Origin of the sequence: Paenarthrobacter sp. UW852 (assembly GCF_024608385.1) — a bacterium.
Lineage (GTDB): Bacteria > Actinomycetota > Actinomycetes > Actinomycetales > Micrococcaceae > Arthrobacter.
This window is the reverse complement of the sequence record NZ_JAMSGY010000007.1, coordinates 163180-177011: the sequence shown is the minus strand read 5'-3', so window position 1 is coordinate 177011 and position 13832 is coordinate 163180. Positions and strand designations below refer to the sequence as shown.

Sequence of the window (13832 nt, the reverse complement as noted above, 5' to 3'; positions counted from 1 at the left end):
CGTTCCCTTCAGGCGGGCACCCGTTCCACCACTATCGACGCCGGTGCCGCCCCGCCAGCGGCATCGGGGTTGGCGACGTACAGGATGCCTTCGCTGATCCGGGCCTCAACCCCCGCCTGGGTGAGCTGTGCAAGCAACGGGTCAAGCCCGGCGTCGTACTTAAAAGCGAGTACCCCGTTGCCAGCGTCAGCACCGTGAATGACCTGGAGTATGCCGCCGTTCTTGGTGTTGAAGGTCGCTGATTCGTCATCCGCGCTCCGGGGCTTTGCCCCGATGCCGCGGAGTACGTTGGCGGACATTTCCACCAAGGGGCTAACCCAGGTGGCCACCACGGCCAGGGCGGGGTCGGCGTCGGGGGACGTCGCCCAACTGCCATCGGCCGCCCGTGTCGCGGGGAATGCGAAGAACTCGAAACCGTCGTCTGCGCTAATGCGTGCGGTGGTGGCTTCCGGGGTTTCGTGAACCTCGGCCTGGGTGCCGGCTTCCTCGGTACGGCGTACGAACTCGTCCACGTCCCCCACTTCGACGCTGAAGAGCGTGGAGCCATCCAAGGGGTGGCCGTGCTCCACATGCCCCAGCGCCAGGCGACCCGAACCGGCGTCGAACTCCTGCCACTCGTCGTCGTCGACCGTCTTCACCAAACCCAGCGCTTCCAGGATGGTGGTCCAGTCTTTCGGGCGGGAGGTGTAGTGGATGGGGCGGGCTCGCAACATGGGGTCTCCTGGTGGGTTTCGGGATCCTTCTCCAAGCCTATGCTGGGGCCATGCCCATTGAATTGGAAGAACTACTGGTCAAGGACGCCGACGAGTGGCGTGCGTGGCTGGCCGACCATGCCGGGGAAAGCGCCGGCGTGTGGCTGATTCTGCATAAGAAGGGTGGCAACGTCACCGAACTGGACTACGACGCTGCGCTGGACGAAGCCTTGTGCTTTGGCTGGATCGATGGCCAGTCCAGGAGCCGCGACGCCGAAAGCTACTTCCAGCGTATGACGCCCCGGGGTCGCCGCAGCATCTGGTCCGCGCGGAACGTGGGGCACATTGCCCGGCTCGAATCGGAAGGCAAGATGACCGACGCCGGCCGTTCCGCCGTCGAGGCCGCAAAGGCGGACGGCCGTTGGGAGGCAGCGTACGCGGGCCCTGCCGATTCGGTGGTGCCCGCTGATTTGGCGGCGGCGATCGCAGCCGTGCCGGAGGCGCAGGCCATGTTTGACGTCCTGACATCGCAGAACCGGTTCGCCCTCATCCACCGCACCAACCTGGTCAAAAGGGCGGACACGCGGGAGCGGAAGATCGCCGGTTTCGTGGAGATGCTGGCCCGCCACGAGGCGCCGTACCCGCAAAAGAAACGGCCCTCTTAACTTCCGGAGCGGTCAGGATTCGAAGGGGAAAGCCACGCCCTCGCCAACCACGCGCAGGCACAGTTCCGTGCCCGGCTTGGTGATGGAGGCGTTCCAGTGCCGGATGGTAATGACTTCGCCGCCCCCAGGGTAGCGGTAGCTGTTGCCCGAAGCGCTGCCGTCCGGTGCCCTGTACTCGCCGAGTTTGATACGGACAGTGGTCTCCGGGCCGAAATAGTCCGTGTCCACCACCACGCCGCGGATCGGGCCGTCGGACGCGATCCGGATCTGCTCCGGCCGCAGCATGAGCTGGACTTTGCCTTGGGCCGGTGGCCGCCGGACGGGGATCCCGCCCAGCGAACAGGTCGCCAACGAGCCTTCCATCCATGCATCCAGGATGACGGCGTCGCCCAGGAACTCGGCGGTGGCGCGGTCAGCCGGGCGGGTGTAGACGACGAACGGGTTTCCGATCTGGGCCAGTTTCCCGCCCCGCATGATGGCTACCTGGTCGGCGAAGGACAACGCCTCCGCTTGGTCGTGGGTCACCAGGATGGTGGTTACTCCCGCAGCATTGAGCACCTTGGCCACGGCCCTGCGGGTGGCGACGCGCAGGCCGGCGTCCAGGGCTGAGAACGGCTCGTCCAGCAGCATCAGCTCAGGTTCCCGCGCCAGCGCACGGGCGAGGGCGACGCGTTGTTGCTGCCCGCCGGACAGCTGATGCGGACGCCGCTTGGCCATGGACGCGTCAAGGGACACCATCTCCAGCAGCTCCTGGACACGGGCGCGCACGCCGCGGCGGCCGCCGTCGAGCTTTCCCGCATCCAGTCCGAAGGCCACGTTCTGCCCCACCGTCAGATGCGGAAAAAGAGCTCCGTCCTGGGCCACGTAGCCCACCTGCCGCTTGTGCGCCGGCACCCAGAGGCCCTGGCCCGCCACTGGTGAGCCGTTGAGGCTGATGGTCCCGGTATCGGGATGTTCGAAACCGGCTATCAGGCGCAGCAGGGTGGTCTTGCCCGACCCTGACGGCCCCACGATAGCGGTGGTGCCGCCCTTGGCCACCGACAAGTTGACGCCCTTCAGGACAGCCTGGGAACCAAAGTTCTTGGTCACTTCGGCGATGTCCAGGTGGGCGTTCGTGGTGGGGGCCACGGACGGTGCTACCCGGGGTGCAGGAAGCCTGGAAGGGGATTGTTCGGTCACTGTCCGGCTACTTTCTTGGACTGTTGGAAAAGCAAGTACGTCATGGGGGCCGAGAGCAGGATCATCAGGAGGGCGTAAGGAGCGGCGCCTGCGTAGTCGATCTCGCTGCTCTTGCTCCAGAACTCCGTGGCCAGTGTCCGGGTGCCGTTCGGTGAGAGCAGCAGCGTGGCCGTGAGTTCGTTGACGATGGCAAGGAATACCAGCGCCGCACCACCTGCCGCGGCCGGAGCTGTCAGCCGCAACGTGACCCGGAAGAAGGACGTCAATGGGGCCTTGCCCAGTGATTGGGCGGCCTCGTCGAGTTCCTTGGGCGCCTGGGCCAGACCAGAGCGGATGTTGACCAACGCCCGCGGAAGGAAGAGCAGGACATAGGCTGCGATCAGCACACCGGCCGTCTGGTAAACACCGGGGACCACCCGAATGCTGACGGTAACGAAGGCCAGCCCCACCACGATGCCGGGGAGCGAACTGGTGACGTAGTTGGAGAGTTCCAACATCTTGCTGAACCAGCTGGGTCGCCTCACCGCGAGGTACGCCATGGGGAACGCCACCACAGTGGTGACCACAGCGCCCGCCGCCCCGTACAGGAGGGTCTGGACCAGTGCCGGCATGAACTCCTCAGCTGCCCACACCTCCGTGCCGCCGGCAAACAGCCACTTCAGCACGAACCACAGGGGCAGTCCGAAGGCCAAGGCTGTCAGGGCCAGGAGTGCCAGCTGCGCGGGGACCTGGAAAACGCCAAGGGGCAACCTGGTGGCCTTCGCTTGTGCACCGGATCCGATGCGCGCGTAACGGGCGGTGCCGCGGCTCCTGACTTCGGCCAGCAACAGGATCAGGCAAAGGAAGACGAGGACGCTGGCCAACATGTTTCCCGCAGTTCCGTTGAACGTCGACTGGAACTGGACCATGATCGCGGTGGTAAAGGTGTCGAAGCGGATCATGGCGAAGGCGCCGTATTCAGCCAGCAAATGCAAGGAAACCAGCAAAGCGCCGCCGGTCATGGCGATACGCAGTTGCGGCAGCACCACCCGGAAAAAGACTGCCCACGAGCCCAGCCCCAACGAGGCTGCAGACTGTTCAATGGCCGGATCCAAGCGGCCCAAGGTGGCTGCTGCGGGGATGTAGACCAACGGGAAATAGGAGAGCGTGGCAATCAGGACACCGGACCCGAGGCCCCCCATCGACGGAACAGCGGACACCCAGGAGTAGCTGTTCACGAACGCCGGAATGGCCAGGGGTGCCGCCAATGCAACCGCCCACCAACGGTGTCCGCGCAGCTGGGTCCGTTCCACCAACCAGGCCCCGCCCACCCCAAGCACCAAGCACAGCGGCACCGTGAACACCGTCAGCAGGACAGTGTTCAGCAGCAGCTCACCCACCCTCGGACGCACGATGAGGCTGACCGCCGTCTCCCATCCGGTGGTGGCCGTCATGTACACCACATAGCCCAGCGGAATCAGGGAAAACAGGGCGATGAGCACGGCCAACAGGGACACTGTTGAAACGCCGAAAGGCGGGCGGGGGCGCTTGCCCCTGCCCGCCGTCGTCGTGCTTCCCTGGGAACGTGGAACGTCGGGAGCCGATAGATCAGTGGTCACAGAACTAGAGGAGTCCTGCCTTGGTCATCAGGTCGGTGACCTTGGTGGAGTTCAGCTTGGCCGGGTCCACGGTCGGAGCCTGCAGTTCCTTGATGGGAACCAGCTTGGCGTTGGAATCAACCTGCGAGGCAACGGCGTACTCGAAGGACGTGCCATCCTTGAGGATTTCCTGGCCCTTCTTGCCGGTGATGAACTTCAGGAACGCCTGTGCGTCGGCGGCCTTCTTGGAGGACTTGAGGACGCCGCCGCCGGACACGGAAACGAACGCGCCCGGGTCCTGGTTCTTGAAGTAGAACGGCGTGACATTCTTGGAGTTCTCGCCGGTCTTGGCCTGGTCACCGTAGTAGTAGTAGTGGTAGATCAGCGCAGCATCCACTTCGCCGGCGTTGACGGCCTTCATGGCGGTGCTGTTGCCCTTGTAAGCCTTGAAGTTCTCCTTCATGCCCTTCAGCCATTCCTCAGTGGCGGCTTCGCCCTTGAGTTCCAGCAGGGCGGAGACGATCGCCTGGAAATCGGCACCGGAAGGCGATGCGGCCCACTTGCCCTTCCACTCAGGCTTGGCCAGGTCCAGCATGGACTTGGGCAGCTTGTCTTCGCTGATCTTGTTCTTGTCGTACACCAGCACGGTGGAACGGGCGGCGATGCCTGTCCACTTGCCCGTGGAGGGGCGGAATTCTGCGGGAACCTGGTCCAGGGTGGCCTTGTCTACGTCGGCGAACAGGCCCGCGTTCTCAACCTGCGCCATTGCAGGGGAGTTTTCGGTGAGGAACACGTCGGCCGGTGAGGCTGCGCCTTCCTGGACAATCTGGTTGGACATTTCGGTGTCGTCGCCCTGGCGGACGGTGACCTTGATGCCGGTTTCCTTGGTGAAAGCGTCAATCCATTCCTTGGTGAGGCTTTCGTGCTGGGCGTTGTAGACCGTGATCCCGTCGCCAGCAGCGGCTGGTTCGGAGGAGTTCGGAGCTGTGCTGGCGTTGGAGCCGCAGGCGCTGAGGCCAAGTGCGGCCGACGCGAGGAGCGCGATTCCCGCCAGGGCTTTCTTGGGAAAGTTCATGAGGGCTTCTTTCTGGGAACACGACACGGAGTCAATGGAGTGGGGTTTGGCCCGTGCTGGCAGGAAGGTTGGGGTTCCTGCTCTAAAAAGGGTAGGTTAGCCAACCCTTCTTAACACCATCCAGAGCGGTAAATGTGACAGGGGTCACCATAATTACGGAAGTATTGCGTGCCGTAATTGTTGGGGAAGCGTGGCGGCGGCCTCAAAAGCCATCCACGCCTGCAGCTGCGTGGAAAGCTCGACGGCGGTACCTGGGGGATATGTTTCACCCGCCGGACGCAGGGGATCGAAGGAGAACAGAGGGGATGGAGAGTGTTCCCGCCCCTCGGTTCGGCCCGTCCAGAATGCCTCTGCCGTATCCCGGACCAGGGAGGCCGCGGCCGTCCTGGTAGGTTCCGGCAGCCGTTCATCGCGGGCAGCCAGGGCGAGATAACGCAGCAGGATGCCGGTGAACAAGCCGCCGTCGCCGGTTCCGTCGCCGCGGACCACGTTGGTGCCCGGCAGGGTCAGCTCGCGGGCAACAGCGGCCACCAATGCGGTGGCCCTGCCGAGGTTGTGCTCGCCACCGAGCTCCAGCAAAGCGCCCAGCACCGGGCCCTGGTTGTAGGTGTACACGGCGTCATCGATCTGAATCCCGCCGTTCGCAGCCCGCAGGCCATCCAGGAAGATGCCGCGTTCGGGATGGAGCAGTTTGCCGTCGAGCCAGTCCACCAGGGCTTGGGCTTTGCTGCGGTGGCCGGTCCGGGAGTAGTAAAGGGCAACCGGCGCCGTGGCAGGGGTGTTCTTGAAGTCCCGTTTGGTGCTCCAGAAGGTGCCGCCCCCAAAGTCGTCGGTTGATGCGGAATCGAACTGCGGGGTGAGCCGCTTGCGGACTACGGCGTTGCGGCGCCGCCCCGAATTTGCTGACTCTTCCGCGAGCTTGTCGAGTCGGAGGGTGGCAAGTGCCAGCCACGCCATGTCGTCGTAGTAGTGGTTCTCGAAACGCAGCAGGTTCCTCAAGCGGATGGTGGTGACCAGCCGCGAAGCCAACCTTCCAGCGCTCGGGCGTGACGCGCCGTCGAACTTCACCTTGGTGGCCAACTCGCGGCGACCGGCATCCACCAGGCAGTCGACGTAATGTGCCTGCCACCAGTAATGCCATGGCCCCAGGCGGCTCTTCAGGCTGCGCTTCAGGCCGGCAGTGGGAAGGCTTACCGCCGCGATGTGGGTGCCGGGCAGGAAGAACAGCCGGCGGCCGAAACCGTGGGTGACCGATCGTGCCGCCTGGTCTGCGCGCGCAGCCCACTCCGTTGCGTCCGCGGTGGAAGCAGCAGGGCTGTCCGGGGTCTCGTGCGTTGGCATGCCACCAGCCTAGCGGGACGGCCCAAGGTGCGCTGGATCACAATTCCAGTTAACATGCATTAACGGATTCAGGTTCTGCATCAAGGAGGATGGATGGACATCAAGGGCACGGTCGCGCTGGTCACCGGCGGCGCATCAGGGTTGGGGGCCGCCAGCGCGAAGCGCTTGTTCGACGCCGGAGCGTCGGTAGTGCTGGTGGACCTGCCACAGTCGGCCGGCGAGGACTATGCGGCACAACTCAATGCCGGTGGAGCGGGGGCCAGGGCCGTCTTCGCTCCCGCTGACGTCACCAACGAATCCCAGGTTCAAGCCGCCGTCGATGCTGCGATGTCCCTGGGACCACTGCGCATCGTCGTCAATTGCGCGGGCATAGCCACGCCCGGGAAAGTCCTCGGCCGCGATGGCGTGCTGCCCCTGGAGACCTTCAACAAAGTCATCCAGATCAACCTGATCGGCACCTTCAACGTGATCCGGCTGGCAGCCGCAGCCATGGTGGAAACCGAGCCAGTTTCCACCGAACTCGGAGGACCGGAACGCGGGGTCATCATCAACACCGCCTCCGTTGCCGCCTTCGAAGGCCAGATCGGACAGCCGGCCTACGCAGCCTCCAAAGGCGCCGTAGCAGCCATGACCTTGCCACTGGCCCGCGAGTTCGCCCGCTCCCTGATCAGGGTAGCGACCATCGCGCCCGGCATTTTTGAAACACCCATGATGGCCGGACTGCCCCAGTCGGCGCAGGACTCCCTGGGACAGCAGGTTCCGCACCCGGCCCGCCTGGGCCGCGCAGCAGAATACGCCAACCTGGCCGCCCACATCGTGGAGAATGCGATGCTCAACGGCGAAACCATCCGGTTGGACGGCGCCATCCGCATGGGACTCAAGTGATGGGCGACTACAGTGCTGCCCCTACGGCCTCCGCGGGCAGCCTCCCAGCATCCGTAGCCGACCTGCCCACCGCCGACTTTTTCGACTTCGAATCGCTGTTGAGCGTCCAGGAACAGCGGAAACTCAACGAACTGCGGGCCTTCCTCGAGTCCGAAATAGCGCCCTACGCTGGGCAATGGTGGGAAAAAGCCGAATTCCCGGAACAGATCCTGCCCAAACTCGCTGCACTACGCCTGAGCGCACCCGCGCAGCGCGGCTACACGCACCTCTTCGCGGGCCTGGTGATCGCCGAGATGACACGGGTGGACACGTCCATCGCGACCTTCTTCATGGTCCACCACGATCTGTTCGTCGAATCGCTGTACGACTTCGGCAGCGACGCACAACAAGACCGCTACCTTGACGATGCGTCCAACCTCCGGACCACAGGCGCCTTCGCCCTCACCGAACCGGACCACGGCTCCGACGTCGCCGGCGGCATGCAGACAACTGCGCGGAAAGTCCAGCGTCCAGAGTCCGACGGCGGCACCTACTGGGTGATCAACGGCGCCAAGCGCTGGATCGGGAACGGGACGTTCTGCGATTACATGCTGGTGTGGGCCAAAGACGAAGCCGACGGCTCTGTGCTCGCCTTCATTGTGGATGCCTCATTGCCGGGTATCACCCGCAGTCGCATCGAAAACAAGATCGCCCTGCGAACAGTCCAGAACGCGGACATCGTGCTCCGGGACGTCCACGTGGCGGAGGCGGACAGGTTTGCCGGGATCAGCAGTTTCGCGGACACCAACCACTTGCTCCGTGGCTCCCGCATCATGGTCGCCTGGCAGGCAGTAGGCCAGCAACTGGCGGCGTTCGACGTCGCCCGGCAGTACGCCGTCGAACGCCTCCAGTTCGGCAAGCCCCTGGCCAAGTTCCAGCTCATCCAGCAGCACCTGGTGGACATGCTCGGCAACGCGGTGGCCAGCATGGGAATGATGGTCCGCATAGCCCAGCTGCAGGAGGGCATCTCCACGGATGCGCACGGAATTCGCCACGGAGGCGCGGACATGGCCCAGGTAGCACTCGCGAAGGCCTACTGCAGTGCCCGAATGCGCGAAACGGTGGCCCTGGGGCGGTCCATCCTGGGCGGGAACGGCATCGTCACTGACTATCGGATGGCAAAGATCTTCGCGGATGCCGAAGCCATCTACACCTACGAGGGATCCTACGAAATCAACTCCCTCATTGTGGGCCGTGCTGTGACGGGGGTATCCGCTATCGCCTAGGCGCCACACCTGGTCATTGCTGCTGCGTGTTCATTCCTGGGGAAGTTTTTCGCCTGCCTCCACGCGGACATCGATCGAATTACCGCGGACGGGCATGGGGCAAGTGCCATAGGGCGAAAAGGCGCTGGGGTAGTTGATGGTGCGGTTGAAATCGATGACAACCGACCCGTCCGGGCGGGGACGCGGAATGAAAACTTTCCGCCACTCATCCGTGGAGTCCCCGTTGGTCTCATCATGGAAGGTCACGTTCAGGGCGCCAAGCTTCTCTTCCTCGGCATGAAGGCGGATCTCGTGGGGGACGCCCGGCACCCGGAAGACCACCTCGCCCACGGAGCGGTGGACACCGTCGACCAACGGGTTGGCAGTGCCGATGGGCACATCCACGGGCTCCGGGTAGGCCTCGAACCTGCCCTCAATAACCCAATCCGGGTTGTAGCTGAAAGTAGGAACACCCCTGAACTCCGTCAGCACCGGCGAACTGTTGTCCCGTGTTCGGATCGCGTATTTGTCCGCACGCATGGCAAGTTCCACCACCACCTGGCGGCCATCCACCCCGCCCCATTGAACCCACATCAGTGATTCTTCATCCTGCAATACCGCGCTGACAGTGCCATCAACAGGATCACCGGTTTCGACAAACGTGAGGCCGTCGGCCGTGCTCGCCGTAAGGAATGCGGTGGTGCCGTCCGTGGACCAAAGACCTGGCACCAGTTCGAGTTCGGACGGCTCTGGCTGGAGCCATTGGAATGACGTCAGCGTCAGCCAGCCATGGTCTGTTGCCAGCGCCGCATTTCGGCCCGAACGAAACCGCTCCCAACGGGCAAGTTGGGCATCGGTGGCGGTGGTGGGCGAGCTCATTGTTCTCCTCGGCTGGATTCGCATCGGTTGCACTTCCATCAACTATGCGCTGAGCGTTGGCATTCCCGGAATGGACCGCCACTGGAACGGCTCGCGCTGGCCCCCAACCCATGCCAGCGCGAGCCGCGAATAAAGGACCACGCCGGCGGGCCGCACCCTGTGCCGGCCCACCGACGTGGTCTCGCCCCGAAGGGCATTGCGAACCGTCGATTAGTTGGTCCGCCGCCCCTTCCCCCGGGCACTGGCGAAGGCCAGCAAGGATCCCACGGCCAGCAAGGCTGCGGCGACGAAGACGAACGCCGATCCTTGGGCGCCCGTGCTGGCCAGCTGCTCCGAACCATCACTCGCGGCGGTCTTCGATGGCTGCTCCGTTGGCACTACGAGTACTGGACTGGACGTAGTGACAACGGGTTCCGTAGTCACCGTGGGTGTTGCGCGAGGCGTAGCCGTTGTCGCCGTGGGTGTGGGCGTGGCGCTCGGTGTTGCCGTTGTCGGTGTGGGGGTCGCGCTCGGCGTGGCCGTCGGCGTGGCGCTCGGTGTCGGCGTTGCGCTGGGGGTGGGTGTTGCCGTTGTAGCGGTGGGAGTAGGCGTAGGTACCGCAGTTCCGTCACCCGTGCCGCTGGCCTCTGTCCGCCGAAGCTGCGCGACCACCGGGCTTTCCGTGCCGGCAATGGTCACTGTGCCCGTGTTCTCGTAGACAGCCAGGGACGGATCGGTCACCCGGGTCACAACGAAGAGCTCAACGTGCTCGCCCTTGGGAAGTCCGTTCCACGTAACCGTGACTTTTCCGGGGGTGCAGTCGATGGCTGCCGGGTACTGGTCGTCATCGTAGGGTTCCACGATGGAGCCGTTGCTTCCCACCACTTGACCGGTGCGGGGCGTGACCCGGGCGCAGTCGATATCCATTCCAGCCGCGGGGGTATCGGTGACAACAACATCATTGCTGTCGGCAGCCATGGCAGGCATGGTGAAAACAGACCTGAGTTCAGTTTGGGCTGGATCGACCCAGCTCATGGATTTGCCTGCGGCTGTAGGCGCTTGCGGATCACAGTCTTTCTGGCACGGTTTAACGGCTACCGGCACCCGGACGACGCTGGATCCAACAGTGAACGTCAGTTCTTTCGTTTCGCCACCCGTGGGTACCAAGGCATACTGCGTGCTGAACGAACAGGTTCCGCCCACGTTGAGGGGATGGGCTTTTACAAAATCGCTGAGTGTGAAGACCACCAATCCGGCATCATTTGCGACCGCCGTGGCCACGGTGTCCCCGTTTGCGTTATTCAGGTCAAAAGAGGCCTTGCCAAACCAACGGAGCTGGGAAGGCAGTTGGACACTGAAGGTATCGCCGGGCTGTGAGTGGTCCGGGACGGACCACTCACAGCTCAGGTCCACCTGGTCCCATTGGCTGGACACGACTGATTCGGTTGTGAGGTTGATGTGCGCGTCCGGCAGGGTTGCGGCGTTGGCTGGCAACGCCGTCAATCCCAGTCCCAGGACAGCCGTGGCGATGGCCAGCAAAGCGGCCACCATCGACACGGTTCTTAGATGGAGCTGGTTATTCATGTGCTGGATGGTCCTTAAATCCGTGGTGAAAATGTTCCGTCAGACAATGAGTGTTGGTGTCAGGTGGTTCGTGACGCCTTCGGTCCGGTGCCCGGCATGCCGTGTTTGTCTGACGACTTATAAGGGGTCATTGGTGTGGATGCGGTTGCTGCCAGCGCTGAGGACAACGGGTACAACTTGATGCGTGCTGGGCTCAGGGCGCCGTCTTCCAGGGCTTCAATCGCCGTTTTGCATTCGGCCAGCCTGGATAAGTTGCCCTCGCTGAGTGGAAAAAGCACATGGACGGCGCAGTCCTGGTACATGGCCACAGCCCCTGTTCCACGGAGCTGCCCTTTGACGGCTTCACCCAGCCTGGCCAGGAGGGTCCAGCAATGTGTCCGGCTTTGGCTGGGTCCGGGCAGCAAAATTCTTGCGACGGCGTTCTGCCGCGAGCTCTCGTCTCCGAAGGTTGATACCTCATGCAGACGGCGCTGGAAGTGCGCCTGAGTGGCCAAGCCGGTGTAGACATCCGTGCACGAGAGGGCCGGGGCCAGCTCCGCGACCTCGGCCCACCCTTCCGCCAATGACTGAAGCGCGTCGACGTCGAGGGATTGTTCCGCAGCTTCAAAAAGGGCGCGGAAATCGGTCATGGTCTCGCCGATGCCGACACCGTTCATGGCGCGCGCCGCACCCAACGACTTGGCTGCCGGTGCCGGGACGATGGAGCTTGTGGCGAGGCATCTGACAACTGTTCGGACTTCGGGCAGGAACCAGTCTGCGTGGAAGCGCCAACCTGTACGGTAACTGGTCGTCTGCCATCTACGCAGCAAAAGGTGGCGCGAAAACGCGCATTCTGCGAATGATTTTGTCCGAAACGATGTCATAACCGGATAGTGCGGCGGGACGGTCGTTCATGACGAAGCGATAGCCGATTCTCTTAAGCTAAAGACTTTGGACAAATTGCGTCATGAGTCGGACGGTGCCAGCACTTCTTAAATATGGGCACGATTTATGACATTGTCAGGGGGCAGTAAGTGGCCGCCAAGACAAGCATGGACAGTATTTCGCAGGATGGGATCGATAGCGACGGTCACCTGATCGAATTGGTTCGCAGTGGAGACATGGCTGCGTTTGACGCTTTGTACGAGCGGCATATTTCCATCGCATCGACCGTTGCCAAGCGCAACGTGGACAACCCGAGCGATGTCGAGGATGTCGTGGCGGAGGCCTTCCAATCGGTCCTGCAGAGCTTGGTGGCGGGGAAGGGACCGGATACCTTCTTTCGGGCATATCTCCTTTCCACTGTGACGCGGCTGTCCCACCAGCGGAATCGGAAGAACGGCAAGGTCCTCCCCAGCGGAGACGACGCCGTTCTGGACCAGACGATGGGTGACGCCGACTCCGCCATCAGTGCTTTCGAATCCCACACAGTGTCCAAAGCCTTCCGCGCCCTTCCGGAGCGTTGGCAGGCTGTGCTCTGGTATTTGGACGTGGAACGAATGAAACCGGCAGCTGTCGCGCCAATCCTCGGGCTGTCTCCCAATGCTGTTTCCGCGCTCGCCCTGCGTGCGCGTGAGGGACTGAGGCGGCACTACCTCCAGTTCCATATAGCCGAAGAGCCTGACAGCAGGTGTGCAGAGTTTGCCTCCAAACTCGGCAGTTACGTCCGGGGTGGACTTTCCACCGCGGCCGAAAGGAAGGTCCGGGAGCACTTGCGTGGTTGCGCCAAATGCACCGCTGCCTTGGCAGAACTGAAGGACGTCCAAGGGAGCATGAGGGCCGTTCTCCTGCCCTTGGTGACCGGAGTTCCCCTGGCGATGTGGGCCGGAAAGGGGGCCGGACTGGGAGTTTTGGGTGGCATGCTGCCGGCAAAAGCGGCTCTCGCCGTCCCTACACTTGCCCAGCCGGCTGTGATGGCCGTTATCGCAGCGGCCGGGGTGGGACTCGTCCTGGGCGCGGTGGGCATTGTCGACCACCTGACCCCGGACGCCTACATGGAGCAGCGGGCCGTTGAAACCAGGGGCCTTCCATCGGAAGCGCAACCCCTCGTGACCACCCCCGCGGCATCGGCTCCAAGTTCCCCGGCAGCCGCCATCCCGCCGGCCGTTGTTGCAGCACCGCCGGCGCCGGCTCCCGTTGCACCCGAGCCGGCAGCCTCACCGGAACCTACGCAAGAGCCCACGGAGCCCGTCGTTCCGGTACCCCCACCGGTTGTCACGCCTGCGCCTTCACCCGCGCCGGTTCCTTCCGACGCACCGCCCGTGAAGGTCAAAGGGTCCGCGGACCGCAGCAGGGACCGTGGGCCCAATAGCACAGCGTTGCATGTCGACTTCGAGGCTTCCGGGTCCGACCCCTTGGGCAGCGGAAAGGCAGTCTTTTCCGTGGGGCAGAATGCCTGGATAGAGGCAGGTACGGTCCGTGCGCCGGAAGGGTGGACGTGCGCCCTGGAGAGCAGGAGCGTCGTTACTTGCTCCACTCAGTCAATACGGCGCGATCGGCTCCAATTTGATCTTCAGGCCGTCTCCAAGCGGGGATGGGCAGACCATGTCCTGACGTACTCGCTCAGTGGGACCGGAATCGCCCCTAACCAGTTTTCCTACAGCTACTGAGGCCGTTTCTTTGGGGGACGTCCGGACGTAGCCGCATGTAAAACCATAATCTGAGACACATTCCGTCAGGGAAGTTTGGTGCGGGTAAGATCCCTAGGAAACACCAGTAATCCGGCTCACAGTATCCAGCGCAGTGTACGGGCC

Annotated in this window: 12 protein-coding genes; 4 read left to right on the top strand and 8 right to left on the bottom strand. The window is 63.5% G+C overall.

The features are described from left to right. Nucleotides 1-8: 8 nt before the first annotated feature. Nucleotides 9-713, bottom strand: coding sequence for a hypothetical protein (locus NEK97_RS13865; protein WP_257370447.1), 705 nt, complete (start codon nt 711-713; stop codon nt 9-11). Between the two features lie 50 nt (nt 714-763). On the opposite strand from NEK97_RS13865, the gene NEK97_RS13860 reads away from it, so the two are divergent. After that, nucleotides 764-1357, top strand: a complete 594-nt coding sequence (locus NEK97_RS13860; protein ID WP_257370446.1) for a YdeI family protein — start codon at nt 764-766, stop codon at nt 1355-1357. Between the two features lie 12 nt (nt 1358-1369). Here NEK97_RS13860 and NEK97_RS13855 read toward each other — a convergent pair whose 3' ends face one another. From NEK97_RS13855 to NEK97_RS13840, 4 genes are all read right to left on the bottom strand, one after another. Beyond that, on the bottom strand, nt 1370-2536 hold the full coding sequence (locus NEK97_RS13855) for an ABC transporter ATP-binding protein (RefSeq protein WP_257370445.1): 1167 nt from the start codon (nt 2534-2536) through the stop codon (nt 1370-1372). Continuing rightward, a complete protein-coding gene (locus tag NEK97_RS13850) occupies nt 2533-4134 on the bottom strand; it encodes an iron ABC transporter permease (RefSeq protein ID WP_257370444.1) in 1602 nt (533 codons plus the stop codon). The genes NEK97_RS13855 and NEK97_RS13850 overlap by 4 nt, the downstream gene beginning before the upstream one ends. Before the next feature lie 4 nt (nt 4135-4138). Beyond that, nucleotides 4139-5188, bottom strand: a complete 1050-nt coding sequence (locus NEK97_RS13845) for an iron ABC transporter substrate-binding protein (protein WP_235519915.1) — start codon at nt 5186-5188, stop codon at nt 4139-4141. 153 nt (nt 5189-5341) lie between these two features. Then, nucleotides 5342-6529 carry a glycoside hydrolase family 76 protein gene (locus NEK97_RS13840; RefSeq protein ID WP_257370443.1) on the bottom strand — a complete coding sequence of 396 codons (1188 nt, stop codon included), beginning with the start codon at nt 6527-6529 and terminating at the stop codon, nt 5342-5344. A gap of 93 nt (nt 6530-6622) precedes the next feature. Between NEK97_RS13840 and NEK97_RS13835 the strand changes: the two genes are divergently transcribed. Further along, nucleotides 6623-7414: an SDR family NAD(P)-dependent oxidoreductase gene (locus NEK97_RS13835; RefSeq protein WP_257370442.1), complete on the top strand. Its 792-nt coding sequence runs from the start codon at nt 6623-6625 to the stop codon at nt 7412-7414. Further along, nucleotides 7414-8679 carry an acyl-CoA dehydrogenase family protein gene (locus NEK97_RS13830; RefSeq protein ID WP_257370441.1) on the top strand — a complete coding sequence of 422 codons (1266 nt, stop codon included), beginning with the start codon at nt 7414-7416 and terminating at the stop codon, nt 8677-8679. Before NEK97_RS13835 ends, NEK97_RS13830 begins: the two co-directional genes overlap by 1 nt. 30 nt (nt 8680-8709) lie before the next feature. On the opposite strand, the gene NEK97_RS13825 is transcribed toward NEK97_RS13830, so the two are convergent. The 3 genes from NEK97_RS13825 to NEK97_RS13815 form a co-directional block, all read right to left on the bottom strand. Further along, the gene (locus NEK97_RS13825; protein WP_257370440.1) at nt 8710-9537 is read right to left on the bottom strand and encodes a DUF1684 domain-containing protein; all 828 of its coding nucleotides are present in this window, start codon (nt 9535-9537) and stop codon (nt 8710-8712) included. A 210-nt stretch (nt 9538-9747) separates the two neighbouring features. Then, entirely contained in the window at nt 9748-11100 is a 1353-nt protein-coding gene (locus tag NEK97_RS13820; RefSeq protein ID WP_257370439.1) for an Ig-like domain-containing protein, read from the bottom strand. Between the two features lie 59 nt (nt 11101-11159). Continuing rightward, complete coding sequence (locus tag NEK97_RS13815) at nt 11160-11756, bottom strand: hypothetical protein (protein ID WP_257370438.1); 597 nt, start codon at nt 11754-11756, stop codon at nt 11160-11162. Between the two features lie 357 nt (nt 11757-12113). On the opposite strand from NEK97_RS13815, the gene NEK97_RS13810 reads away from it, so the two are divergent. Next, on the top strand, nt 12114-13688 hold the full coding sequence (locus NEK97_RS13810) for a sigma-70 family RNA polymerase sigma factor (RefSeq protein ID WP_257370437.1): 1575 nt from the start codon (nt 12114-12116) through the stop codon (nt 13686-13688). Nucleotides 13689-13832 lie beyond the last annotated feature (144 nt).